This is a genomic window from Streptomyces sp. NPDC001204 (genome assembly GCF_053598035.1).
Genome location: NZ_JBSFJL010000012.1, coordinates 95,988 through 118,977, shown reverse-complemented (window position 1 = coordinate 118,977; position 22,990 = coordinate 95,988). Strand labels below are relative to the sequence as shown.

Genomic DNA, 22,990 nt, shown 5'->3' with positions numbered 1-22,990 from the left:
GACAACCGATTTTGGGACTGCCCCCCTCGTGCGCTAATCTTCAGGAGTCAGCGCGCGGGACACACACCGCAGAGCGCGGCGGGGCTATAGCTCAGTTGGTTAGAGCGCATCCCTGATAAGGATGAGGCCACAGGTTCAAATCCTGTTAGCCCCACCAGCGAGAAGACCCCCAACCGATCATGGTTGGGGGTCTTTTGTGGGTTCAGGCGAAGAGACCGGCTGCGGCCCGGAGCGTCCTGGCTCCCCTGACTTCCAAGTCGCGGTCATGCCGTGGCCGGCTGCGCCGTTGCCTCCGTGGGCAGGCGGCGGATCGTCCACTGGCTGGGCACGGCAAACAGAACGATCGAGGCCAGGAAGATGAGGACGGCACTCGTCAGGAGGACGGGAGTCGTGCCGGTGGAGGTAGCGGTCAGGCCGACGATGACGTATCCGAGGGGAACAGCCATGAGTTCTCCGATGGAACTGAAAGAGGTGACTCGGCCCAAGACGTCTGTCGGGAGTTGTTGCTGCAGCGCGGTGTTCCAGTAGGCGATCGACAGGTCGAGCCCGATTCCGGCCACGGCTGCTGATGCTGCCAGGGCGACAAGGTGAGGTCCGGTCGCGAGTATCACGAGTGGCAACGCCAGGGGGAGGCCGGTGGCCACACACGCGATCATGAGCCGGTCGGGCTTCCAGCGGAGGGCGATGAGGCCACCGAGAACGAGCCCGACAGCGAAACTGCCCTGCACTGTCCCCCAGGCCGCGGCACCCAGGTCGGTACGGTCCAGGACGACAGGGCCCAGTAGCTGGTAGCTGCCGAGCCACAGGGCCACGACGACGGTGCCCGAGAGGGTGTAGGACCAGAGCCAGGAACGCTGCGCGAACTCCCGCCAGCCGGTGCGGAAGTCGTGCAGCACGGAGGCGCCCGGACCGGGTTTCGCTGTCCCGGCGATGGTCAGGAACGCGCACAGCAGCGCCGCGAGGGCGAAACTCGCGGCGTCCCAACTGAGGACCCATTGCGGGCCGATCAGAGCGACGAGGGCGCCTCCCAGGGCAGGAGCGGCGATCCTGACGATGTTGGTGGGGAGCCGCACGAGGACGTTGGCCTCCTGAAGTTGCCGGGCGTCCACCAGCTGGGGCAGCAGGCTGTTCATTGCCGGGGTCATCAGCGCATTGGCGCCGCCCGTAACAGCGGCCAGCAGCGCCACCCGCGTGGTGTTGGCCGCACCCGTGGCGATCAGGAGCGCGACGCCGGCCTGGGCCAGTCCGGCCGCCAGGTTGCCGACCACGATCAGGCCGCGGCGGGAGAACCGGTCCGCGACAACGCCACCGACCAGCAGGAGCACAAGTTGAGGAAGAGTGTTGCCGGCCAGCACGGTCGCCAGCGCCGCGGGCCGGGCGTTGAACCCAAGAACGGCGAAGGCCAGCGCCACGGGAGCCATGGCCGATCCGCTCACGGAGATCAGCCTGGCCAGCAGTAAGAGCCGGAATGGCCGGTTTCCCAGGACAGACAGAGATGCACGGGGATTCACTCGGCGGACCGTACTATGCGCGGTCGCGCAGCACAGGGTGTCCCAAGACCGGATATCCACGCAGGCGAAGCTCCCCGATCGTGATGACCGGGGAGCTTCGCGTATGCGGCAGGTGCTGTACGCGAATCGCCGTTACGTCATGGGTGCTGGTGGTGGCACCGGCCGGGCCGGTGCGGCACTGTCAGCGTTGGAGGGGGATGGTCGGGCGGGCCGGCGGTTCGGCCGGGAGGCATCGGGGTTCGGCGGCGAGGGAGAAGGCGTCGGTCGGCGGGCGGTGGCGGCAGCCGGGGGTCCTTCCGTGGGCCTCGGCGCGGATGCGCTGTTGCATCGTGGGAGGCAGGGACCGGGTGTGGGGACTGGACAAGGACGTCGTCGTCTGTGCCGGCACCGGTGCGGTGCTCTTGGGCGCCGTTTCGGGCTGCGGTGCGGCCGAGGCCGCGGAGGCGGTCGTGGTGATGAGTCCGAGCGCCGTGCAGAGCGCGAGGAAGGCGGTGACGATGGCGGTCCACAGCTTGATGACCTTGTGCTGGTCCATGGCCCCTCACTTTCGGGTTGGGCGATTTGCGTACTTTGCTCATCATGTGTATGAGCGTCGCGAAGTGGTGGACCGACGCCCGTGGCGCAGCGATCTTCGGATGAACACCACTCGGATGGGCTCATGAGCGGTGAAAAGGTGCGAAGCCGGGAGGAGGGTGGCCAAAGTCACCGTCCGTGCGGGTGCGATCACCCTCCGATCGAGAGCGGTTTCGTCCGCGTCTATTGCGCTCACGCGCACGGCAGTTGACAGCCGACGCAGGTCACCGATCGGTATCGGCCGGTGTGTATAGTCGGGCGCCAGAGGTCCCCTACGTCAAGGAAAGACGAGGTCGCGCGGTGAAGAAGCTTCTCCTGGTCGCACTGGCCGCCATCGGCGGGCTCCTCGTGTACCGCCAGATCCAGGCGGATCGCGCCGAGCAGGATCTGTGGACGGAGGCGACTGACTCCGTGCCCACGGGTTCGTGAGCACTGATTCCCGAACTGAGCAGGCCCCGACCGCCGTAGCGGTCGGGGTTTTGTGTTGTGGTCCCCCGAACCGGCCGGGCCGGGCCCCGTGTTGCGGGGTCGTGGAAGGTGGGGTAGGCGTCGCTCCTGAGGCCGGTGTTGCGTACGCGCCTGGGGAATGCGCGGATGGCGTAGCGGCCCTCGGGGCAGGATGGGCGACGTCCGGAGCGACGGAACGCGAGGGGTGGCGCGGCATGGTACGGCGTGGGGCGGGACGGCAGGCGAGGGCAGGGTGCCTCCGGCGCGGCCGGCATCCCTCGCACAAGCTCGCCGGGCGCCTGGGCGCGGCCGCGGCGGCGCTGTGCCTCGCGGCGGCCGTCCCCGGCCCGAGCGCGTTCGCGGCCGGTGAACCGGACCCGTACGCCTTCACCGAAGGCGCCCGGTCCGTCACCGGAGCCGCGAGCACCACGGACGCCGCACGCCTCGAGCCGGGCCACACCTACAGGAGTTCCCTGCCGGGCAGCGGCAAGCTCTACTACCGCCTCGACCTGGACGCCACCTCCACCGCCTACGTCTCCGTCACGGCGGTGCCCGGACCCGGCACCACGGTCGCCGCCACCGACGGCCTCAGGATCTCGGTGCAGAGTGCCCAGGGCGCCCCCTGCTCCTTGCAGGCCGTTCGCTTCGGCCCGAGCCGCAGTCCGCACCCCATCGCCGCGTGGGGCGCGCGCGAGGTCTCCTCCGGGCGCAGCCTGTGCCAGGGCGCCGGGGCGTACTACGTGCTCGTCGAACGCGTCGGCGCCAAGGGATCCTCGTCCGACGTCTGGCCCCTGGAACTCGCCGCCGTCTCGGAACCGCCGCTGAAACGCACCGGGGCCACCAGCGCGCCCGAGGCCTGGAACTCCGCCTCGCCCGAACCTGTCACCGGCCAGGTGGTCGAACGGGCCGGCGGCGCCGGGTTCGTCGCGGCGCGCACGGTCGGGCAAGGCGTGTGGCGAACCCGGATCCGGCCCGGCCAGACGCTCTTCTACAAGGTCCCGGTCGACTGGGGACAGCAGCCGAACGCCATCGTCGAACTGGGCAGTTCCAGCGGCGGCAGCGGCTACGTGAGCGGGGCGCTGACCCTGTCGCTCTACAACCCGGTACGCGGATACGTCGAGGAGGCGTACGCCGGATACACCGGCCGGCAGACGTCCGCCGTCCTCGGTCCCCTGCCGCCCGTCGCCCACGCCAACCGCAACGGCTTCGCCGACCAGGTCAAGGGGATGCGGTTCGCCGGCCTCCACTACCTGGTCGTGCACCTCGCCGCCCAGACCGCCGACTCCTTCGGCGAGGGGCCCTACGGGCTGATCCTGCGTGTGCGGGTGGACGGCACGGCACAGCCGGGACCGGACTACGCGGGCCGGTCCGAGCCCGGCCGGCTCTTCGAGGTCACCGCCCACGACCGGGCCGCCGCGACCCCGGCCGGGGCGGCGGACGGCTCCGCGGCACTCCGGGCGCTCGCCGTCGGCGGGATCGGCGCGGGAACGGTCCTGCTGGCCGTCCTCGGGGTGTGGACCGTGCTTGCCCGGCGCAGGGCCGAAGCCCGGTAGGGCGGCGGGAGGGACGGGAGGGGCGGAGGGACGGGAGGGAACAGGGGGACCGGGACCCGGCCGGGATCGGCCCGGCGGGTCTCACAGACGGCTCAGCGCCCAGAAACCGATGGCGTAGCAGGCCAGCGCGAGGAGCAGGAGCGGGACCGCCACCGTCGCGGGTGGGCCGGGGCGGCGCGGGCGCCTGGCGCGGTGGCGTGAGATTCCCAGCGCCGGAACGGGAACCTGCGGGGATTCGGCGGTGTACGAAGCAGTAGAGACATCAGCACGCTGCCGTGGATCGGGGGAGGACAGCACATGCGTGGGGTCGTGAAAGGAGACGTGGACCACGGGCTGGGCCGCGGGTTGGACCGGAGGCCGGACCGGGGGTTGGGTCGCGGGCTGGACCGCGGGTTCGAGCGGCACGTCGCCGGAGGGCGGGGCGGCCGGTGCCGGGGGGACGGCCTGCGGGGGCGCGGCTGGGGGTGGAACTGCCTGCGGGGGAGCGGCCCGGTGCCGTGGGACTTCCCGCTCCGGGGCGGCGGTCCGGGGCGGCGGCAGGTGGAAGCTGCCTGTGTCGGACATGGTGGAGGGCTGGGGCGGCCCGGTCGACGAGCCGCTGCCGTCCGTCCTCGGAGCCGACCCGGTCCCCTCCCGTGGATCGAGACGCGGGTCCGGCACGCTCGCGGTACCGGAAGCGGTAGCAGAACCGGAAGCCACGGAGCCGGTACCGGAAGCGGCGGTACCGGCACCGGCACCGGGAACCACAGACCCGGTGGCCGAACCGGCGGAGGCGGACGCCGCCGTACGCCCGACCGTCACTCCAGGGCTCCGCGTGAGCGGTCCCTCGGGTCCGAACCCCGGTGGCAGCGGGCCGAGTTGGTCGAAGATCTCGATCAGCTCGTCGTCGGGGCCCGGCTCCGGCAGCAGCTCGGCGCACGTGGCAAGGGCCTTGCGCGCACCCGTCGCGGTACGGAACCTGGCCTGCGGATCGGGTTGCAGCAGGGTGGCCACGACCTGCCACAGCGGCTCGGGAACACCCTTGGGCGCACCGGGAGTTCCGTGCTCAGCGAAGTACTCCACGAGCGCCCTGGCGTCCGGCTTGGCGCCCTGGAGCAGATAGAGGGCGACCAGACCGGTGGCGAACAGGTCGGCGGGGAAGTCCGGTTCGGCGCCCATCATCTGCTCGGGAGCGAGGTAACCCGGTGTCCCCACCACCAGGTTGGTCTCCGTCAGCCGCGGTTCGCCCAGCCGCATCGCGATGCCGAAGTCCGACAGCCGCAGCCTGGGCCGGCCGGTCCCGGTGGCCTCCAGCAGGATGTTCGCGGGCTTGATGTCGCGGTGCACGACACCTTCCGCGTGCACCGCGGCGAGGCCGGAGAGCAACTGGTCGAGCAGGGTGCAGACGAACGCCGGGGGCAGCGGGCCGTAGTCCCCGACCAGGTGGACGAGCGAGCCTCCGGCCACCAGGTCCATGGTGAACAGGACCTTGTCGTCGTCGGCGGCCCAGCTGGCCGGTGCGAGCACATGGGGGTGATCGATCCGCAGCGCCTGCTCCCGCACGAAGCGCAGCAGGGAGTGCGCGTCGCGCTGCTGGAGGACCTTGGCGGCCACGTACCGGCGGCGGCGGTGGTCCCAGGCCCGCCAGACCGCGCCGACTCCCCCGCGTCCGACCGGGTCGGCCAGCTCGTACCGGCCGGCGAAGACCTCACCCATGGCTGTGCGTCGCTCCTCCCCCTGCGGTTGTCCCCCTCGCATCCCCCTCGACGCGCGATACGACCCCCGTGGCGTCAGTTCTGGTGGGACTGGTAGTGCGCGACCGCGTCCGAGGTGCGGCCGGCGCCGTACACCCGGAGGAATTCCGCCAGTTCGGGATGGGTCGGGGCGAGGGTGTTCGCGGCCTCGATGATGTCACCGGCCGCCGCGACCGAGCGGAGCAGCGACTGGATCTCGCGGACCACCCGCTTGACCGTCGGCGCCCCTGAAGTGCTCGTCGTCTGCGTGGTGTTGCTGAGCACCGAGCCGCCCTGCGACCGCTTGATCTCCTCCATGCGCTCGGTCGCCTCGGCCGCGCTGACGCTGCCGTCCGCCACCTGGCCCGCCAGGTCCTGGAGCAGCTGGACCCGCTGGACCACCGCAGGGTTGCCGATCTTCGCGCGCTGGCCGCTCATCAGCTGCGACAGCATCGGGGCGGACAGTCCCAGTACCCCCGCCAGTCGGGCCTGGTTGAGCCCGAGGTCGTCTATGAGCTTGCGGAAGAGCGCCCCCAACGGCTCCCCGTACCAGTTCCGCTGCAGTTCCCGCGCTCTTGCGGTGGCTTCCTGCTGTGCGGCGTCCATTGCGTCTCCCCATCGCTTCCCCAAGTACCGCGGTTCGCTGTAGCGAACCACGCGGAGCATCTTACGGAGAGTGGTCGGCCGCGGGGAGCCCCAATCTTTTTGCGAGATCCGGGGGGTGACCCGGTACTCTGGTCTGCGGCACCGACCGGTGAGCGGATCTTCCGGCCGGGTGCTCTCGTCCGGGGCCTTAGCTCAGTTGGTAGAGCGCTGTCTTTGCATGGCAGATGTCAGGGGTTCGACTCCCCTAGGCTCCACCGGTGAAACGCCCTCTGACCTGCGGAAACGCGGTGTCGGGGGGCGTTTTTCGTGCTGCACGCGGTGCGCCCGGACAGGCGTGTGTGCGCTTGTCCGTCCGCCTTCGGAGCGCGCCCCGATGGATGCTTCCGAGCGGGGTCCCTCGGCTATGCCGGGAGTTCCTCCACGCAGCGCTTCGCGAGGAGGAGCGGGACGTACGGGTAGGTCTGCCGTACCACCTTGATGGCGACGACATCGCCCTGTTCCCTGCGCACCCGCTGGATCTTCGCCTCGTCGACCTGGCCCCGGAACCCTTCGAAGGACCCATAGCGCTCCCAGAAAGCCTTCTTGCGCTTTTTCGAGGCACGGCCGCCGACGGCTGCCAACGCCACGGTGACGCCGATGGCAATGGTTGCCGTGATTGCGTCGAGCATGGTCCCCCTTCGATCCTTGCTGGTGCCTCAGGCGACCTCAACCTACCCGCAGGCGGACCGGGAACCACGTGCACGCGACAAAAGCCCGCCTGACCTGTGGAAACACCGGTCAGGCGGGGTCTTTCGCCGCTGGCGGTCAGCCCTGTTCGTCGCGGTCCGCCGCCTCCTCGGCCTCCTTCGCCTGGACCTCGGGGTCCAGCACGGACTGGCCGGTGCCGTCCACGGACGTCAGCCGGCCCGAATCGGGTACCTCGGTCGCGGCCGGCGGTTCCACCAGCCAGTCGGGGTTGGCCTGCTTGTCCCACCACTTCCAGGCGGCGAAGGCACCGCCGGCGAGCGTGCCCGCCAGCGCGAGCAGCTTCACGGCGCGCCCGGCCCGCGCCCGCCGCTGCTGTGTGCGGGCCAGCTTCTGGATCTTCCGGGCCGGGACCTGACCGCGCAGCGCCACCAGCGCGGCGGCGCCGCGCGCCGCGGCCTCGTCCGCGACCGGCCCCGCCACGGCCATCGCCTGCTCGATCCGCGGCCGGGAGTACTCGGCGGCCTGCCGCGCGGCCCGGCGCGTCCGCTCGGCGGCCTCCTGGGCGGCCTGGTCGACCTTGGGCGGCACATGGGCCATGGCCTGCGTACGGGCTTGCTCCAGCCGGGGTGCGACATGGGCGCCGTACTGGACGCGGGCCTGGTCGGCGGCCAGCGTCACCTTCGGCGCGAGCCGTACGCGTGCCTCGTGTGCGTAGTGCGCGGCCCTTTCCCTGGCCGTGTCGGCGTAGGGCGCCACCACTTCCGCGGCGTGCAGCACGCTGTCCCTCGCCGAGCCGGTCGCGGCGCGCACGCTGTCGATGCGGGTCACGGGTTCCTCCTCCTCGGTGGCGTACGGTAATTCGACTTTCCACCCTTTTACGGATCATGCCTGCCAACGGGCCCGGCGGCATGTGCGAACGGGCATCCGGGTCACGGGTGACGACCGCGGTCACCGCGGTGGCCCTGCCGATCGGGAGTCCGCCGGGAGACGATCACGTGCGATAGGGGATGAATAAGGAGCAACAGGAGCTTGTCGTCGACAATGCCACGGATCGCCGTGCCGCGCTCCCGTCCGGGAGGACTCGCCCGGTTTTCCGCAACCGAATCCGGCGGATCTCCCCTGGGAAGCGACCGCTGGGCGACGCACGGCGCGGGCCGTGCGAGGATCGGGGAGTCACAGGAAGACAACGGAAGGCAGATCGTGGCTGAGCAGCTCTACGCCACCCTGAAGACCAACCACGGCGACATCGAGGTCCGGCTCCTGCCGAACCACGCTCCCGAGACGGTCCGGAACTTTGTCGAACTCGCCAAGGGGGAGCGCGAGTGGACCCACCCCGCCACCGGCGAGAAGTCCTCGGCGAAGCTCTACGACGGCACGGTCTTCCACCGGGTGATCAGCGGTTTCATGATCCAGGGCGGTGACCCGCTGGGCAACGGCACCGGCGGTCCCGGCTACCAGTTCAAGGACGAGTTCCACCCGGACCTCTCCTTCGACAAGCCCTACCTGCTGGCGATGGCCAACGCGGGCCCGGGCACCAACGGCTCGCAGTTCTTCATCACCGTCGCCCCGACGTCCTGGCTGAACCGCAAGCACACCATCTTCGGCGAGGTCACCGACGCGGCCAGCCAGAAGGTCGTGGACTCCATCGCGACCGCGCAGACCAACCCGCGCACCGACCGCCCGGTCAACGACGTCGTCATCGAGTCGGTCGTCGTCGAGACCCGCGAAGGCTGAGTGAAGGGCCCGTCCCGACACCTCCCCCAGGGAACCAAACGCCCCGCTTGTCCGTAAGGATGGGCGGGGCGGTGCATTGCCAGCGAGCAGCCGCAGCCGTGCTCCGCGCAGGACGAATCGAGGGGAACCCCATGGACCAGGCACCAGGCAGCCCGCAGGGCCCGGCGGGCCAGGACCCGGCGGACCACGGCCCGCCGGACGCCCACCGCCTGCCCACCTGCTATCGCCATCCGGGCCGCGAGACCGGTATCCGCTGCGCCCGCTGCGACCGGGCGATCTGTCCCGAGTGCATGGTCGACGCCTCGGTGGGCTTCCAGTGCCCGGACTGCGTCCGCGGCGGCTCCGGCACCGGCCACCCGCCCGCGGCGTCGCGGTCCCGCACGCTGGCCGGCGGCACCATGACCGCCGATCCCCGGTTGCTCACCAAGGTGCTGATCGGCCTCAACCTCGCCTTTTTCCTGGTCCAGCTCTCCGTTGGAGACCGGTTCACCGATCGGTTCGACCTCATCGGCTGGGCCTACTTCCCCTCGCTGGGCTCCTTCGAAGGGGTCGCGGACGGCCAGTGGTATCGGCTGCTCACCGCGATGTTTCTGCACGGCAGCTACATCCACATCCTGTTCAACATGCTCAGCCTGTGGTGGGTCGGCGGCCCGCTCGAGGCGGCTCTCGGCCGCGCCCGATATCTCGCGCTCTACTTCACGGCCGGGCTCGCCGGCAGCGCGCTCACCTATCTGATCGCCGCGCCCAACCAGGCCTCGCTCGGCGCCTCCGGCGCCATCTTCGGACTGTTCGGCGCCACCGCGGTGCTGATGCGCCGGCTCAACTACGACATGCGGCCGATCATCGCCCTGCTGGTGATCAACCTGATCATCACCTTCGGCTGGGGCAACATCGCCTGGCAGGCCCACATCGGAGGCTTGGTCGCCGGTGTGGTGGTGGGGTACGCGATGGTGCACGCCCCGCGTGAGCGACGGGACCTGGTGCAGTACGGCACTTGTGCGCTGGTGCTGGTGGTCGTCGTCGTGTTGACGCTGCTCAGAACGGTTCAGCTCACCTGAGAGCGCTTGTTGTCCACAGTTGGTGTCCGATCTTGTGCATAGCGTGCGGGAACACCTGTGCCCCCTGCCGTCGACCTGTGTTGTCGCAGGTCAGGCAGGGGGCTTACACACTGTGGATGAGCGGTGTGACAGTCGTACCGGTGTCAATGGCGCACTGGTTATCCACAGATCATCAGCGTTTTCCCCAGGCCGCATGTGGAAATTCCTCCGGCCTGTGGATAACTCAGCGGATACCCGTGGGCAGAGCTGTGTTCACCGGGAGGCCGACGTCACTTCCACTGCGTGGAGACGGCGAATCCGGCCGCGATGAAGCCGAAGCCCACGACGATGTTCGCGTTGCCCAGGGCGTCGATGGGCAGGGAGCCGTCGGTCACATAGAAGACGACGATCCAGGCCAGGCCGATGAGGAAGAGCGCCAGCATGACGGGCGCCACCCAGCCGCGGCCCTCGAGCTTGATACTCGCGGCCTGCTTGGCCGGCGGCGGCGTGTAGTCGGCCTTCTTGCGGATACGTGACTTCGGCACGAGGGTCTCTCCTGTCGATGCGCTGGTGGCCGCGCAGGGAACTGGGCTGGCTCCGGAGCAGCGTACAAGGGCACACTGAGCACTCCCCCGGACGTCCGTTAGCGTAGTGCTTCCGCGGCGCCGAAGGAGATAAGGGTACGTTGAGCAATTCTGCCGACTTCCCGGGGACGGGTGCCGGCCCGGACCGCACGCGCCGACCGAGGCCCGTGCGGATCATGACCGTGGCCGTCTTCGCCCTCGCCGGGTTGATCTTCTTCACTAGTTTCAACACGGCCAAGGGCACCAACATCCGCACGGACGCGTCCCTTCTGAAGCTGTCCGACCTCGTCCAGGAGCGCAGCCGGAAGAACAAGGAGCTGGACGAGTCCAACGCCGCCCTGCGCGACGACATCGAGTCCCTCGCCGCGCGCGACGACGGCGGCAAGCCCCAGGACGGCAGGCTGAACGGCTTGGAGAAGAGCGCGGGCACCCGGAAGCTCACGGGCGAGGCGATCACGGTCACGCTCAACGACGCCCCGCCCGACGCCACCGCGAAGCTCCCCGGCTACCCCGAGCCGCAGCCCGACTACCTGGTGATCCACCAGCAGGACCTCCAGGCCGTGGTCAACGCGCTGTGGAAGGGCGGCGCCCAGGGCATCAAGGTGATGGACCAGCGGCTGATCTCCACCAGCGCGGTGCGCTGCGTGGGCAACACGCTGATCCTCCAGGGCCGCGTCTACTCGCCGCCGTACAAGATCACGGCGGTCGGGGATCCGGGGAAGCTCCAGAAGGCGCTCGCGGACTCCCCGGCGATCCAGAACTACATGGTGTACGTCAACGTCTACGGCCTCGGCTGGAAGGTCACCGACGACGGAACGGTGACGCTGCCCGGCTACTCCGGCACGGTGGACCTGCACCACGCGAAGCCCGTGCAGTAGGCCCGGACGCCAGGGCGCCGGCACCCCGGTGCGGGCGCCCTGACGTCGTACTGGTGAACGGAACGGCCTGATTCGCGTATCGGATCGACAAAGGGCCGTGCAAAACCGTGTCCGCGATCGTTGAGGTGATCGACGCTGTGCCACGTACGTCCGGTCGCACGCGGTTTTCGCACAGCTCGCGGAGGCCGGGAAACCTCGGGCGCCGCGCCGTTAGTCTGGTGGCGCACGGCGTGAGTCTGGTGCCGTGGGAGACGGAAGGGACGGCATGTACGGCTGGATCTGGCGGCATCTGCCGGGGAACGCGTGGGTGAAGGCGCTGATCTCACTGGTGCTGGTCCTGGCCGTGGTCTACGCCCTGTTCCAGTACGTCTTCCCGTGGGCCGAACCGCTGCTTCCCTTCAACGATGTGACGGTGGACAACCAGTGAGTGCGCGGATTCTCGTCGTCGACAACTACGACAGCTTCGTCTTCAACCTGGTCCAGTACCTGTACCAGCTGGGGGCCGAGTGCGAGGTGCTGCGCAACGACGAGGTGTCGGCGGCGCACGCGCAGGACGGCTTCGACGGCGTGCTGCTCTCGCCGGGGCCGGGCACGCCCGAGCAGGCCGGCATCTGCGTGGAGATGGTCCGGCACTGCGCCGCGACCGGTGTTCCCGTCTTCGGCGTGTGCCTGGGCATGCAGTCGATGCAGGTGGCCTACGGCGGCGTGGTGGACCGCGCGCCCGAGCTGCTGCACGGCAAGACCTCGCTGGTGGAGCACGAGGGCACGGGCGTCTTCTCGGGCCTGCCCTCCCCCTTCACGGCGACCCGCTACCACTCCCTGGCCGCCGAGCCGGCGACCGTGCCCGACGAACTGGTGGTCACGGCGCGCACGCACGACGGCATCATCATGGGCCTGCGGCACCGTGAACTTCCCGTCGAGGGCGTGCAGTTCCATCCCGAGTCGGTGCTGACCGAGCACGGGCACCGGATGCTGGCCAACTGGCTGGCGGAGTGCGGCGACAAGGAGGCCGTGGCGAGGTCGGCGGGGCTCGCCCCGGTGGTGGGCAGGGCCACGGCGTGACCGCGCTGCGCCCCGAGCGCGAGACGGACACCTCGTACGGGCAGCAGTCGTACGGGGGGCCGGACGCGTTCGAGGAGTGGTACGGCGGCGGGGCGCAGGGCATGCCCCAGGACCCCCACGCGACGCCCTACGGCTCTCCCGGGGCGGCGCCTCAGCCGAGCGCGCCCCAGCAGCGCGCGGAGCCCCAGCAGAGCGCTGCGGGGGTGCCGTACGGGCCCGCGGGCGACGCGACGGCCTATCTGCCTCCCGCCGACGACGAGACGATGGCGCTGCGGATCCCGGATCCGCCGCCTGGCGCGTCTTCCGCCGTGCGGGCCCCCGCACCCCCACCGGGTGGACGCGCGGCCCGCAGAAAGGCCGCCAGGCGCCGTCACGGCCGTCGTGGGGCCGAGGCGGGCGCGCCCTCGGAGGAGGACGGCCCGGCCGACCGGGCGTCCGCGCCGCTGTCCCGCGTGGAGGCGCGCCGGCAGGCGCGGGCACGCCGGGCGAGCCCGGCGGTGATCGCCAGCCGGGTCATCGGCGAGATGTTCATCACCACCGGTGTGGTGATGCTGCTCTTCGTCACCTACCAGTTGTGGTGGACGAACGTCCGGGCGCACGCGCAGGCGGGCAGTGAGGCGCACCAGTTGCAGGACGACTGGGCGAGCGGCAAGCGCAATCCCGGGACGTTCGAGCCGGGGCAGGGATTCGCCCTCCTGCACATCCCGAAGCTGGACGTGGTGGTGCCCATCGCGGAGGGCACCAGCAAGCCGAGGGTGCTGGACAAGGGCATGGTCGGGCACTACGGGCAGGGCGACCTCAACACGGCGATGCCGGACGCGAAGACGGGCAACTTCGGGCTCGCGGGCCACCGCAACACGCACGGTGAGCCGTTCCGCTACATCAACAAGCTCTCGCCGGGCGACGCGATCGTCGTGGAGACGCAGGACACGTACTTCGTCTACAAGATGGCGTCGATTCTGCCGGTGACCTCGCCGGCCAACATCAGCGTCCTCGATCCCGTCCCGAAGGGATCGGGCTTCACCGGGCCCGGCCGCTACATCACGCTGACCACCTGCACACCGGAGTTCACCAGCAAGTACCGGATGATCGTCTGGGGCAAGATGGTCGAGGAACGGCCGCGCAGCAAGGGCAAGCCGGATGCGCTCGTCAGTTAAAGGGCGGAAGAACAGTGGCAGCGACCACGGACGACACGGCAGGGCACACCGACGGCCGCGAAGGGCACGGTGACGCGTCGGGCCCCGGCCGGGCGCGGCGCCGCCGGGGTACCGGCCCGCTGGCCCTCGCCGTCAGCGTCTTCGGCGAACTCCTCATCACGGCGGGTCTGGTCCTCGGCCTGTTCGTCGTCTACTCCCTGTGGTGGACGAACGTCCTGGCGGACCGCAAGGCCGGCCAGGAGGGCGGCAAGGTCCGCGACGAGTGGGCCCAGTCCGTGGAGGCCGGCCCCGGAGCGCTGGACACCAAGGACGGCATCGGCTTCCTGCACGTGCCGTCCATGCACAACGGCGAGGTCCTGATCAAGAAGGGCACGTCGGCCGAGGTGCTGAACGACGGCGTGGCCGGTTACTACGTGGACCCCGCCAAGGCGACCCTGCCGACGTCCGGCAAGTCCGGCAACTTCACCCTCGCCGCCCACCGGGACGGTCACGGCGCGAAGTTCCACAACATCGACAAGGTGCGGGTGGGCGATCCGGTCGTCTTCGAGACCAAGGACAAGTGGTACGTCTACAAGGTCTACGACATCCTCCCCGAGACGTCGAAGTACAACGTCCAGGTCCTGTCCTCGGTCCCCAAGGAGTCGGGCGTCAAGAAGCCCGGCCACTACATCACCCTGACGACCTGCACACCGGTGTACACCTCCCGCTACCGCTACGTGGTCTGGGGCGAACTGGTCCGCACGGAAAAGGTGGACGCCAAGCGGACTCCGCCGAAGGAACTGCGGTGAGGTGACCGGTACGACGGAGCCCCGGTTCCCCTCCTGCGAGGGGGACCGGGGCTCTGCGCGTCAGGGGTCGGTGGTCAGCCGCCGAAGAAGCCGCCGTTGCCGTTCCCGTTGCCGTTGTTGCCGCCGCCGCCGAAGGTCGTCAGCGTGATCGGCGTGTTGGGGTCGTCGACCTCTTGGCCCTCGTTCGGGTCCTGCTTGACGACAAACGCGTTGTCGTCCTGGCTGCTTCCCTCAGCGAACTGGATGTTGGTGAAGCCGTTCTGCGCCAGAACCTGCTTGGCGTCCCCCAGACGCATGCCTTGGACCTTCGGCACCCGCTTCTTCTCCTGCTGGAGCCTGCCGATGTTGATGGTCACCTTGGAGTTCTTGTCGACCGACTGATTGGGGCCCGGAACGGTCGAGATGACCTTGTTGTCCTGATTGGGGTCGTTCACGGGGTTGTCGACGCACTCGCCCTGGAGGTTGTTCTCCCGCATCCGGGCCAGGGCGTCGTCGCAGGTCGCGTTGGTGACATCGGGGACCGTCGACTTCGCGACCGGCTTGGCGACCGTGAGGGTGATGGTGGAGCCCTTCTCCAGCTCCGTGTCGCCCTCGGGGTCCTGGCTGATGACCACGTCGGGGGTCTGGTCGGACTCCTGGGTCTTCTTCTCGACCGTGAAGCCCTTCTCCTTCAGTTGGGACTGAGCCTTTTCGAAGGTCACGCCGCGGACATCGGGAACCGTCACCTTCGGCGCCCCGGTGGACAGCACCAGGTTGACCGTGTCGCCCTTCTTGACCTTGCCGTCCTTGGGGTCCTGCGAGCAGACCTTGCCCTTGGGCTGGTCCTCGCAGGTGTCCTGGGTGAAGGCCACCGCGACGCTGCCGTTCTCGGCCATTTTCTCGGCGGCGACCTTCGTTTGGCCGACGAAGTTGGGCACGGGCACCATGTCGTTGTTGGCGCCCTTCCCGCCGAAGGCGTACATGCCGATGAAGATCGCGCCGACGAGGACCAGGAGGCCGGCGACGATCAGCAGGATCGTCGAGGTGTTGGACTTCTTCTGACGGCGCCGGTCGGGGCGGTCGTCGTAGCCGAAGCCGCCGTCGTCCGGGTTCATGGGCGGCAGCATCGTCGTCGCGGCCGCGGGGCCGGCGTCGGGTCGCAGCGCGGTGGTCGGCTGGTCGTCGGGGTAGGCGCCGTAGCCGACGGAGCCCATGGCCGCCGTGGCCGCGACCGGCTGGCCGTCGAGGCAGGCCTCGATGTCGGCGCGCATCTCGTCGGCGGACTGGTAGCGGTAGTCGGGGTCCTTGACCAGTGCCCGCATCACGATCGCGTCCATCTCGGGCGTGATCTCGGGGTCGAAGACGCTCGGCGGCTGCGCCTCCTCGCGGACGTGCTGGTAGGCCACCGCGACCGGGGAGTCGCCCACGAAGGGCGGGCGGACCGTCAGCAGCTCGTAGAGCAGGCAACCCGTCGAGTACAGGTCCGAGCGCGCGTCGACCTGCTCGCCTTTGGCCTGCTCGGGAGACAGGTACTGGGCGGTGCCGATGACGGCCGCGGTCTGGGTCATGGTCATGCCGGAGTCGCCCATGGCGCGGGCGATGCCGAAGTCCATGACCTTGACCTGGCCGTTGCGGGTCAGCATGACGTTGGCCGGCTTGATGTCGCGGTGGACGATGCCGCTGCGGTGGGCGTACTCCAGGCCCTGGAGGATGCCGATGGTCATCTCCATCGACCGCTCGGGCAGCAGCTTGCGGCCGCTGTGCAGCAGTTCACGGAGCGTGGAGCCGTCGACGTACTCCATCACGATGTACGGGATCGAGACCCCGTCGATGTAGTCCTCGCCCGTGTCGTAGACCGCGACGATCGCGGGATGGTTGAGCGAGGCGGCCGACTGGGCCTCCCGGCGGAACCGGGCCTGGAAGGAAGGGTCGCGCGCCAGGTCGGCGCGCAGCGTCTTCACCGCCACGGTGCGTCCCAGCCGGGTGTCATGCGCGAGGTACACCTCCGCCATGCCACCACGGCCGAGCACATGGCCCAGCTCGTACCGGCCGCCGAGGCGACGCGGCTCTTCCATAGCTACCTACCAGCCCTCTCCGTCGGTCCCGACCGGCACCGCATGTGCCGCCGGAGGCTGCTGTCCGGGCCTACCGTACCCGGCTCGCTCTGTGTGACCTGGCCAAGCCCGTCACCCGATACAGGACCGGTATCGCAACGTGCACCGATGTGAAGGGGGCGTGACAGGGCTCACTGCCTGGAGTTGATGACCGCCTCCATGACGTTCTTCGCGATGGGCGCCGCGAGGCCGCCACCGGAGATGTCGTCGCGGTTGGCGTTGTTGTCCTCGACCACCACCGCCACGGCGACCGGCGAGCTGCCGTCGGCGAGCTTGGCGTAGGAGATGAACCAGGCGTAGGGCTTCTCGCTGTTGTCGACGCCGTGCTGGGCGGTACCGGTCTTGCCGCCCACCGTGACGTCGTTGATCTGCGCGTTCTTGCCCGTGCCGTCCTTGACGACGGTCTCCATCATCGACTGCAGGATCTGGGCGTTCTGCGAGCTGAGCGGCCGGCTCAGCTCCTGCGGCTGGGTCTGCTCCAGGGTGTCCACGCCGGGAGACTGGAGCTTGTCGACCATGTACGGCTTCATCAGCTTGCCGTCGTTGGCGACGGCGGAGGCGACCATGGCCATCTGGAGCGGGGTGGCGGCGGTGTTGAACTGGCCGATGGAGGACAGCGCGGTCTGCGACTTGTTCATGTCCTTGGAGAACACCGAGGCGTTGGCGCGCACCGGCGTGAACTGCTCGCTGTCGAAGCCGAACTTCTTCGCCTCCTCGAGCATCTTGTCGTTGCCGAGGTCCGCGCCGATCTTGCCGAAGACGGTGTTGCAGGACCACCGCAGCGCCTCGCGCATGGTGGCGTCCTTACAGGGGATGTTGCCCTCGTTCGGCAGCTCGGTGGTGGTGCCGGGCATGGTCCACGGCAGCGGCGAGTCGGTGCGTTCGTCCGCCGACTTGTACAGCCCGTTCTCCAGCGCGGCGGCCGCGGTGACCACCTTGAAGGTGGAGCCCGGCGGGTAGGTCTCGCGCAGTGCCCGGTTCAGCATCGGGTCGTTGGGGTCGGAAGTCTTCTGGAGCTTGTTCCAGGCCTTGGCGTCCGCGTCGGAGGTGCCGGCGAACGACGACGGGTCGTAGGACGGGTAGGACGCCAGGGCGAGGATCTTGCCCGTGGAGGGGTCCAGGGCCACCGCCGCGCCCTTGCCGCCGACCTTCTTCAGGCCGTTGAAGGCCGCCTTCTGCGCGTCCGCGTTGAGCGTGGTGACCACGTTGCCGCCCTGCTTGGGCTTGCCCGTGATCATGTCCAGGGTGTTGCGGAAGAACAGCCGGTCGTCGTTTCCGGTGAGGATGCCGTCCTCGATGCTCTCCAGCTGTGTGGCGCCGTAGGCCTGGGAGGTGAACCCGGTCACGGGCGCCCACATCGGGCCGTCCTTGTAGGTGCGCTTGTACTTGAGGTCGTTGAGTCCGTTGCTCTTGGTCTCGACCGACCCGGTGACCGGGTTGCCGCCGACGATGATGTCGCCGCGTGGGGTGGCGTAACGCGCGATGGTGACGCGGCGGTTGTGCTTGTCGTCCTTGAGGGTGTCGGCCTTGACGTACTGGATCCAGTTGTCGCGGATGAGCAGCGTGAGGACGAGGAGGCCGCAGAAGATCGCGATTCGGCGCAGGGGCTTGTTCACGGGCGGACCACCTGGGTCATCTCGGCGTCGGGGTTGGAGGCGGGCGCGGGCGCGGGTCTGCGGGCGGTGTCGCTGATCCGGATCAGGATGCCGATCAGGGCCCAGTTGGCGATCACGGAGGAACCGCCGTACGCCAGGAATGGCATCGTCATACCGGTGAGCGGGATGAGGCCCATCACGCCGCCGGACACGACGAAGACCTGAAGCGCGAAGGCGCCGGAGAGGCCGATGGCGAGCAGCTTGCCGAAGGGGTCGCGGGCGGCCAGCGCGGTGCGCACGCCGCGTTCCACGATCAGGCCGTAGACCAGCAGGATCGCCATGATGCCGGCCAGGCCCAGCTCCTCGCCGAAGGTGGCGAGGATGAAGTCGGAGTTGGCGGCGAACTTGATGAGGTCGGAGTGGCCCTGGCCGAGGCCGGAGCCGAGGGTGCCGCCGGAGCCGAACGCCCACAGCGCTTCCATCGACTGCTCGGAGTGGCCGATGGAGCCGGCCTGGCTGAGCTTGTACTCCTTCATCGGGTCGAGCCAGGCCTGGACGCGCTGCTGGACGTGCGGCTCGAAGCTGGCCACGCCGACGGCGCCGGCGGCGGACATCAGCAGACCGAAGACGATCCAGCTGGTCCGCTCGGTGGCGACGTACAGCATGACGACGAACATGCCGAAGAACAGCAGCGAGGTGCCGAGGTCGGTCTCGAAGACCAGGATGAGGATCGAGATCACCCAGACGACCAGGATCGGTCCGAGGTCGCGGCCGCGGGGCAGGTACAGGCCCATGAAGCGGCGGCTGGCCAGGGCGAGTGCGTCCCGCTTCACCATGAGGTAGCCGGCGAAGAAGATGGCGAGCACGATCTTGGCGAACTCACCGGGCTGGATGGAGAATCCGGCGACCGAGATCCAGATCTTGGCGCCGTAGATGTTGGCGCCGAGGCCCGGCACGAGCGGCAGCAGCAGCAGGATCAGCGCGCCGACCATGGAGATGTAGGTGTAGCGCTGAAGGGCCCGGTGGTCCTTGAGGAAGATCAGCACCACCACGAACAGGGCGATGCCCAGGGCCGTGTACATCAGCTGCCGTGGCGCGGCCGTTCCCGCCTGGTTGATGGCCTGGAGCAGTTTCGACTGGTCCAGCCGCCAGATGACGACCAGTCCGAGCCCGTTCAGCAGCGTGGCCAGCGGCAGCAGCAGCGGGTCCGCGTACGGGGCGAACTTGCGGACGACGAGGTGTGCGACGCCGGCCAGCAGACCGAGGCCCAGGCCGTAGCTCAGCAGGCCCGCGGGCACCTGGCTGTTGATGGCCAGGCCCACGTTGGCGTAGGCGAACACCGGGATGGCGACCGCGAAGACCAGCAGCGCCAGCTCGGTGTTGCGGCGGCTGGGCGCGCCGATCGCGCCGATCGTGGACGTGTGGTGCGTCGACGGGTTGGTAGTGCTGCTCATCGTGTGACAGGGCCTCTCACGGCTTGCCTACTGCTTACCGCACAGCGAGACGACCTTCTGCTCTTCCTCCGAGAGAGTGGGGCCGGGGCTGGGAGTGGACGCGGTGGCGGACGTGGACGGGGAGGACGGGGACGTGGCTGTCGACGGGTTCGGCGTCGGCGTCGCCTTGGACGTGAAGGCGGTGCGGGTGGTTCCCGCGGCCGCGCTGGTTCCCGTGGCGGCGCTGGTGCCCGTGGTGCCGCCGGCCTGGCCCTGGCCCGTCTTGGCGCCGTTCTTGTCCTCGGCGGTGCGGCGCTGGGCCTCCTTCTTGCACGCGGAGGCCTGCACGGACAGCTCGTCGACCTTCTTCTGGGCGTTCTTCAGACCGCCCTCGGTGATCGTCGCCCTGACCTGCTGCTGCTGGTAGGGCGGCAGGTACTTGAGTTCGATCTCGGGGTGGTCCGTGTGGATCTTCGACAGCTTCAGCCAGGCCAGGTCCTGGCTGATGCCCCGGTACAGCGCGACGTGCTCCTCGTTGGCGCCGACGAAGTACTGCGTCTGCGTCCAGCGGTAGCCGCCGTAGAGGCCGCCGCCGAGCACGGCGAGCGTGAGCGCGCTGTAGAAGGAACGCTTGAGCCACCTGCGGCTCTTGCGGGGCTTGACGAAGTCCTCGTCGCCGTAGTCGCCGAAGCCGGCCGCGGGGGCGTAACCGGCGGTGTCCCCGGATCCGGGCGGGCCGAACTCGCCGCCACCGCCGCCCTGTCCGGGCACCTGGCGGCCGAGGCCGGAGGCGCGTCCGGCCGGGGTCTGCATGATCCCGTTGTCGTGCAGGTGGTGCTGGTTCTCGGCGACCGCGCCGACCACGACCGGGGTGTCGGACAGCTGTCCGGCGAGGGTGTCGCCGGTGTCCAGGTCCAGGACGTCGGCGACGATGACGGTGATGTTGTCGGGGCCGCCGCCGCGCAGCGCGAACTGGATCAGCTCCTGCACGGTCTCCTGCGGGCCCTGGTAGCCGGCGAGGGTCTCCTCCATCGTCTGGTGGGAGACGACGCCGCTGAGGCCGTCGGAGCAGATCAGGTAGCGGTCGCCGGCGCGCACCTCGCGGATGGACAGGTCGGGCTCGACGTGTTCGCCGCTGCCGAGGGCGCGCATGAGCAGGGCGCGCTGCGGGTGGGTGCTGGCCTCTTCCTCGGTGATGCGCCCCTCGTCGACGAGGCGCTGCACCCAGGTGTGGTCCTGGGTGATCTGGGTCAGCACGCCGTCGCGCAGCAGGTAGGCGCGCGAGTCGCCGACGTGCACCAGGCCGAGTCGCTGGCCCGTCCACAGCAGGGCGGTGAGCGTGGTGCCCATGCCCTCCAGCTGCGGGTCCTCCTCGACCATGGCGCGCAACTGGTCGTTGGCGCGCTGTACGGCGGTGCCGAGCGAGGTGAGGATGTCGGAGCCGGGGATGTCGTCGTCGAGGGCGACGATGGTGGAGATCACCTCGGAGGAGGCGACCTCGCCGGCGGCCTGGCCGCCCATTCCGTCGGCGATCGCGAGCAGGCGAGGACCGGCGTAACCGGAATCCTCGTTGCCCTCGCGGATCATGCCTTTGTGCGATCCGGCGGCGAAGCGCAGTGACAGACTCATGCGCACCTCGCCCGTCGGCTCCGGGTACATCCGCACGGTGCCCACCCTCCGGTCGGGAGCGCGCCGGGGCCCGGGGTGCCGGCCGCCGTTGCGTGCTCGCTCCGCTCGCTCATTAGTCGTACTACTTCCGCAGCTCGATGACGGTCTTGCCGATGCGGATCGGCGCGCCCAGCGGCATCGGTGTGGGGGTCGTCAGCCGGGTCCGGTCCAGGTATGTGCCGTTGGTGGATCCGAGGTCCTCGACGATCCACTGGCCGTCGCGGTCCGGGTAGATCCTGGCATGGCGGCTGGAGGCGTAGTCGTCGTCCAGCACGATCGTGGAGTCGTGCGCACGGCCCAGGGTGATGGTCTGGCCCTGCAGCGCGACGGTGGTGCCGGTGAGGATGCCCTCGGTCACCACGAGTTTGGTGGGGGCGTTGCGCCGCTGGCGGCCACCGCCCTGCTGACCGCGCTGCGGCGGCGGCGCCGTCTGGCGCGCGGCCTGCTGCGGCCGGGCCGTCTCCCTGCGGGCCCCCCGCTGGGTGACGCGCGTACCGAACAGGTCGCTGCGGATGACCTGCACGGCCACGATCACGAACAGCCACAGTACGGCCAGGAAACCCAGCCGCATGACCGTGAGGGTCAGCTCTGACATTGCCCCCGCTTCACCCTTCGGCTTGCCGGTAAATGATGGTGGTGCTGCCCACGACGATCCGCGAGCCGTCGCGGAGCGTAGCGCGGGTGGTGTGCTGCCCGTCCACCACGATGCCGTTGGTGGACCCGAGATCCTGGATCGTCGAGGGCGTTCCGGTCCGGATCTCGCAGTGCCGGCGGGAGACGCCGGGGTCGTCGATCCGCACGTCGGCCTCGGTGCTGCGGCCGAGCACGAGTGTCGGGCGGGAGATCTGGTGGCGGGTGCCGTTGATCTCGATCCAGTAGCGGGTGCGGCCGCCGCTCGCCGGGGCGGGCGCGGGCCGCTGGGCGGCGGGCGGCGGGTAGCCGTAGCCGCCGGGGCGGGCGCCGGGCGGTGGAGCGGACGGCATGGGCGGCGCTGCCGAGGGGCCGGCCGCGGGCGGGTAGCCGTACCCGCCCGGGCCGGCCGGGGGTGCCTGGGGCGCCTGCTGGCTGCTGGAGGAGGCGAGCGTACGGCTGCGCACCCGGTACAGGCCGGTGTCCAGGTCCTCCGCCTTCTCCAGGTGGACCTTGATCGGCCCCATGAAGGTGTAGCGCTGCTGCTTCGCGTAGTCGCGCACCATGCCGGCGAGCTCGTCGCCGAGCTGGCCGGAGTAGGGGCTCAGACGCTCGTAGTCGGGCGCGCTGAGCTCCACGATGAAGTCGTTGGGTACGACGGTGCGGTCGCGGTTCCAGATGGTCGCGTTGTTGTCGCACTCGCGCTGGAGCGCACCCGCGATCTCCACGGGCTGGACCTCGGACTTGAAGACCTTGGCGAAGGTGCCGTTGACCAGACCTTCGAGACGCTGCTCGAACTTCTTCAGGACTCCCATGGGGCACCTCCTCCATCGTTGCCGTCGCTGCGGGTCGTGCCGTCGTGCCGCGTATTGCTTGCCTGGTACTGCTTACTGATCGTATCCACGCGCCGGTGAATCGGCTGGTTCCCCCTGTCGGCCCTGTCGACGGGTGTCGACGCCTGTCGCGTGCCCGGTGTCGCTCGGTACTTCTGCCCAGGATCGTAGAGGGGGTCGCAGACCAGTGTCCCGCACCCGACTGTGGTCCTCGTCCGGCTCCTGGGCAGACGGGCGTGACCGGTACGAGGTTGATACGTGAACGGGCGCGCTCCGAGACGGAAGGGGACTCCGTCCGGGCGGCGCGGCCCGGGGCCGGAGGCCTGCGTCGGCGGGCGGACGCGGTCGGCCGGGGCTGGGCCCCTGCCCTGGGAAAGCGATGTGAATCCACCCTTCGGGGCGTGCTAAT

Annotated in this window: 21 protein-coding genes, 2 tRNA genes and 1 pseudogene; 11 read left to right on the top strand and 13 right to left on the bottom strand. The window is 69.7% G+C overall.

The features are described from left to right. The first annotated feature begins 80 nt into the window (after positions 1 to 80). Positions 81 to 157: transfer RNA gene (locus ACWC91_RS18785), tRNA-Ile, on the top strand. 106 nt (positions 158 to 263) lie between these two features. On the opposite strand, the gene ACWC91_RS18780 is transcribed toward ACWC91_RS18785, so the two are convergent. Next, positions 264 to 1,511, bottom strand: a complete 1,248-nt coding sequence (locus ACWC91_RS18780; RefSeq protein WP_225076556.1) for an MFS transporter — start codon at positions 1,509 to 1,511, stop codon at positions 264 to 266. 181 nt (positions 1,512 to 1,692) lie between these two features. Beyond that, a complete protein-coding gene (locus tag ACWC91_RS18775) occupies positions 1,693 to 2,046 on the bottom strand; it encodes a DUF6344 domain-containing protein (protein WP_281154620.1) in 354 nt (117 codons plus the stop codon). Positions 2,047 to 2,384: 338 nt separating this feature from the next. Here ACWC91_RS18775 and ACWC91_RS18770 point away from each other — a divergent pair, with 338 nt between their 5' ends. Then, entirely contained in the window at positions 2,385 to 2,513 is a 129-nt protein-coding gene (locus ACWC91_RS18770; RefSeq protein ID WP_003999697.1) for a DLW-39 family protein, read from the top strand. 233 nt (positions 2,514 to 2,746) lie between these two features. After that, entirely contained in the window at positions 2,747 to 4,084 is a 1,338-nt protein-coding gene (locus tag ACWC91_RS18765) for a hypothetical protein (protein WP_450640989.1), read from the top strand. An 81-nt stretch (positions 4,085 to 4,165) separates the two neighbouring features. On the opposite strand, the gene ACWC91_RS18760 is transcribed toward ACWC91_RS18765, so the two are convergent. Beyond that, positions 4,166 to 5,779 carry a serine/threonine-protein kinase gene (locus ACWC91_RS18760; RefSeq protein WP_450640987.1) on the bottom strand — a complete coding sequence of 538 codons (1,614 nt, stop codon included), beginning with the start codon at positions 5,777 to 5,779 and terminating at the stop codon, positions 4,166 to 4,168. Positions 5,780 to 5,853: 74 nt separating this feature from the next. Further along, complete coding sequence (locus tag ACWC91_RS18755) at positions 5,854 to 6,402, bottom strand: helix-turn-helix domain-containing protein (RefSeq protein ID WP_225076457.1); 549 nt, start codon at positions 6,400 to 6,402, stop codon at positions 5,854 to 5,856. A gap of 181 nt (positions 6,403 to 6,583) precedes the next feature. On the opposite strand from ACWC91_RS18755, the gene ACWC91_RS18750 reads away from it, so the two are divergent. Further along, positions 6,584 to 6,656, top strand: a tRNA-Ala gene (locus ACWC91_RS18750). A gap of 147 nt (positions 6,657 to 6,803) precedes the next feature. On the opposite strand, the gene ACWC91_RS18745 is transcribed toward ACWC91_RS18750, so the two are convergent. Together ACWC91_RS18745 and ACWC91_RS18740 are read right to left on the bottom strand one after the other, a co-directional pair. Beyond that, positions 6,804 to 7,070: a hypothetical protein gene (locus ACWC91_RS18745; protein ID WP_281154617.1), complete on the bottom strand. Its 267-nt coding sequence runs from the start codon at positions 7,068 to 7,070 to the stop codon at positions 6,804 to 6,806. A gap of 136 nt (positions 7,071 to 7,206) precedes the next feature. After that, positions 7,207 to 7,917, bottom strand: a complete 711-nt coding sequence (locus tag ACWC91_RS18740) for a DUF5324 family protein (protein ID WP_225076459.1) — start codon at positions 7,915 to 7,917, stop codon at positions 7,207 to 7,209. 372 nt (positions 7,918 to 8,289) lie between these two features. On the opposite strand from ACWC91_RS18740, the gene ACWC91_RS18735 reads away from it, so the two are divergent. Further along, entirely contained in the window at positions 8,290 to 8,823 is a 534-nt protein-coding gene (locus ACWC91_RS18735; RefSeq protein WP_225076460.1) for a peptidylprolyl isomerase, read from the top strand. Between the two features lie 131 nt (positions 8,824 to 8,954). Then, positions 8,955 to 9,881: a rhomboid family intramembrane serine protease gene (locus tag ACWC91_RS18730; protein WP_450640985.1), complete on the top strand. Its 927-nt coding sequence runs from the start codon at positions 8,955 to 8,957 to the stop codon at positions 9,879 to 9,881. 269 nt (positions 9,882 to 10,150) lie between these two features. Here the strand turns inward: ACWC91_RS18730 and crgA are convergent, their stop codons facing one another. After that, positions 10,151 to 10,405 (bottom strand): cell division protein CrgA, encoded by a 255-nt coding sequence (gene crgA / locus ACWC91_RS18725; protein ID WP_225076462.1) that lies wholly within the window; start codon positions 10,403 to 10,405, stop codon positions 10,151 to 10,153. A gap of 140 nt (positions 10,406 to 10,545) precedes the next feature. Between crgA and ACWC91_RS18720 the strand changes: the two genes are divergently transcribed. The 5 genes and pseudogenes from ACWC91_RS18720 (at position 10,546) to ACWC91_RS18700 (ending at position 14,329) form a co-directional block, all read left to right on the top strand. After that, the gene (locus tag ACWC91_RS18720) at positions 10,546 to 11,322 is read left to right on the top strand and encodes a DUF881 domain-containing protein (RefSeq protein ID WP_225076463.1); all 777 of its coding nucleotides are present in this window, start codon (positions 10,546 to 10,548) and stop codon (positions 11,320 to 11,322) included. 218 nt (positions 11,323 to 11,540) lie between these two features. Further along, a pseudogene (locus ACWC91_RS18715) lies at positions 11,541 to 11,749 on the top strand (hypothetical protein). Beyond that, positions 11,746 to 12,384, top strand: coding sequence for an aminodeoxychorismate/anthranilate synthase component II (locus tag ACWC91_RS18710; protein WP_450640984.1), 639 nt, complete (start codon positions 11,746 to 11,748; stop codon positions 12,382 to 12,384). Before ACWC91_RS18715 ends, ACWC91_RS18710 begins: the two are co-directional and overlap by 4 nt. After that, positions 12,381 to 13,541 carry a class E sortase gene (locus ACWC91_RS18705; RefSeq protein WP_281154613.1) on the top strand — a complete coding sequence of 387 codons (1,161 nt, stop codon included), beginning with the start codon at positions 12,381 to 12,383 and terminating at the stop codon, positions 13,539 to 13,541. The genes ACWC91_RS18710 and ACWC91_RS18705 overlap by 4 nt, the downstream gene beginning before the upstream one ends. A gap of 14 nt (positions 13,542 to 13,555) precedes the next feature. Then, on the top strand, positions 13,556 to 14,329 hold the full coding sequence (locus ACWC91_RS18700) for a class E sortase (RefSeq protein ID WP_225076465.1): 774 nt from the start codon (positions 13,556 to 13,558) through the stop codon (positions 14,327 to 14,329). 74 nt (positions 14,330 to 14,403) lie between these two features. Here ACWC91_RS18700 and pknB read toward each other — a convergent pair whose 3' ends face one another. The 6 genes from pknB to ACWC91_RS18670 form a co-directional block, all read right to left on the bottom strand. Beyond that, on the bottom strand, positions 14,404 to 16,383 hold the full coding sequence (pknB, locus tag ACWC91_RS18695) for a Stk1 family PASTA domain-containing Ser/Thr kinase (RefSeq protein ID WP_225076466.1): 1,980 nt from the start codon (positions 16,381 to 16,383) through the stop codon (positions 14,404 to 14,406). Between the two features lie 170 nt (positions 16,384 to 16,553). Then, on the bottom strand, positions 16,554 to 18,038 hold the full coding sequence (locus ACWC91_RS18690; protein ID WP_450640981.1) for a peptidoglycan D,D-transpeptidase FtsI family protein: 1,485 nt from the start codon (positions 18,036 to 18,038) through the stop codon (positions 16,554 to 16,556). After that, positions 18,035 to 19,471 carry an FtsW/RodA/SpoVE family cell cycle protein gene (locus tag ACWC91_RS18685; protein ID WP_225076468.1) on the bottom strand — a complete coding sequence of 479 codons (1,437 nt, stop codon included), beginning with the start codon at positions 19,469 to 19,471 and terminating at the stop codon, positions 18,035 to 18,037. The genes ACWC91_RS18690 and ACWC91_RS18685 overlap by 4 nt, the downstream gene beginning before the upstream one ends. Before the next feature lie 27 nt (positions 19,472 to 19,498). Next, positions 19,499 to 21,079, bottom strand: a complete 1,581-nt coding sequence (locus tag ACWC91_RS18680; RefSeq protein ID WP_225076469.1) for a Stp1/IreP family PP2C-type Ser/Thr phosphatase — start codon at positions 21,077 to 21,079, stop codon at positions 19,499 to 19,501. Between the two features lie 121 nt (positions 21,080 to 21,200). After that, on the bottom strand, positions 21,201 to 21,713 hold the full coding sequence (locus ACWC91_RS18675; protein ID WP_225076470.1) for an FHA domain-containing protein FhaB/FipA: 513 nt from the start codon (positions 21,711 to 21,713) through the stop codon (positions 21,201 to 21,203). Positions 21,714 to 21,723: 10 nt separating this feature from the next. Then, positions 21,724 to 22,563: an FhaA domain-containing protein gene (locus ACWC91_RS18670; protein ID WP_450640979.1), complete on the bottom strand. Its 840-nt coding sequence runs from the start codon at positions 22,561 to 22,563 to the stop codon at positions 21,724 to 21,726. Positions 22,564 to 22,990: the final 427 nt, after the last annotated feature.

Excerpts from the sequence above, each read along its gene's own strand:
- ACWC91_RS18775 (WP_281154620.1), bottom strand. The coding sequence starts at position 2,046 with ATGGACCAGCACAAGGTCATCAAGCTGTGGACCGCCATCGTCACCGCC.
- ACWC91_RS18765 (WP_450640989.1), top strand. The coding sequence starts at position 2,747 with ATGGTACGGCGTGGGGCGGGACGGCAGGCGAGGGCAGGGTGCCTCCGG.
- ACWC91_RS18760 (WP_450640987.1), bottom strand. The coding sequence starts at position 5,779 with ATGGGTGAGGTCTTCGCCGGCCGGTACGAGCTGGCCGACCCGGTCGGA.
- ACWC91_RS18755 (WP_225076457.1), bottom strand. The coding sequence starts at position 6,402 with ATGGACGCCGCACAGCAGGAAGCCACCGCAAGAGCGCGGGAACTGCAG.
- ACWC91_RS18745 (WP_281154617.1), bottom strand. The coding sequence starts at position 7,070 with ATGCTCGACGCAATCACGGCAACCATTGCCATCGGCGTCACCGTGGCG.
- ACWC91_RS18730 (WP_450640985.1), top strand. The coding sequence starts at position 8,955 with ATGGACCAGGCACCAGGCAGCCCGCAGGGCCCGGCGGGCCAGGACCCG.
- pknB (WP_225076466.1), bottom strand. The coding sequence starts at position 16,383 with ATGGAAGAGCCGCGTCGCCTCGGCGGCCGGTACGAGCTGGGCCATGTG.
- ACWC91_RS18685 (WP_225076468.1), bottom strand. The coding sequence starts at position 19,471 with ATGAGCAGCACTACCAACCCGTCGACGCACCACACGTCCACGATCGGC.
- ACWC91_RS18680 (WP_225076469.1), bottom strand. The coding sequence starts at position 21,079 with ATGAGTCTGTCACTGCGCTTCGCCGCCGGATCGCACAAAGGCATGATC.
- ACWC91_RS18675 (WP_225076470.1), bottom strand. The coding sequence starts at position 21,713 with ATGTCAGAGCTGACCCTCACGGTCATGCGGCTGGGTTTCCTGGCCGTA.
- ACWC91_RS18670 (WP_450640979.1), bottom strand. The coding sequence starts at position 22,563 with ATGGGAGTCCTGAAGAAGTTCGAGCAGCGTCTCGAAGGTCTGGTCAAC.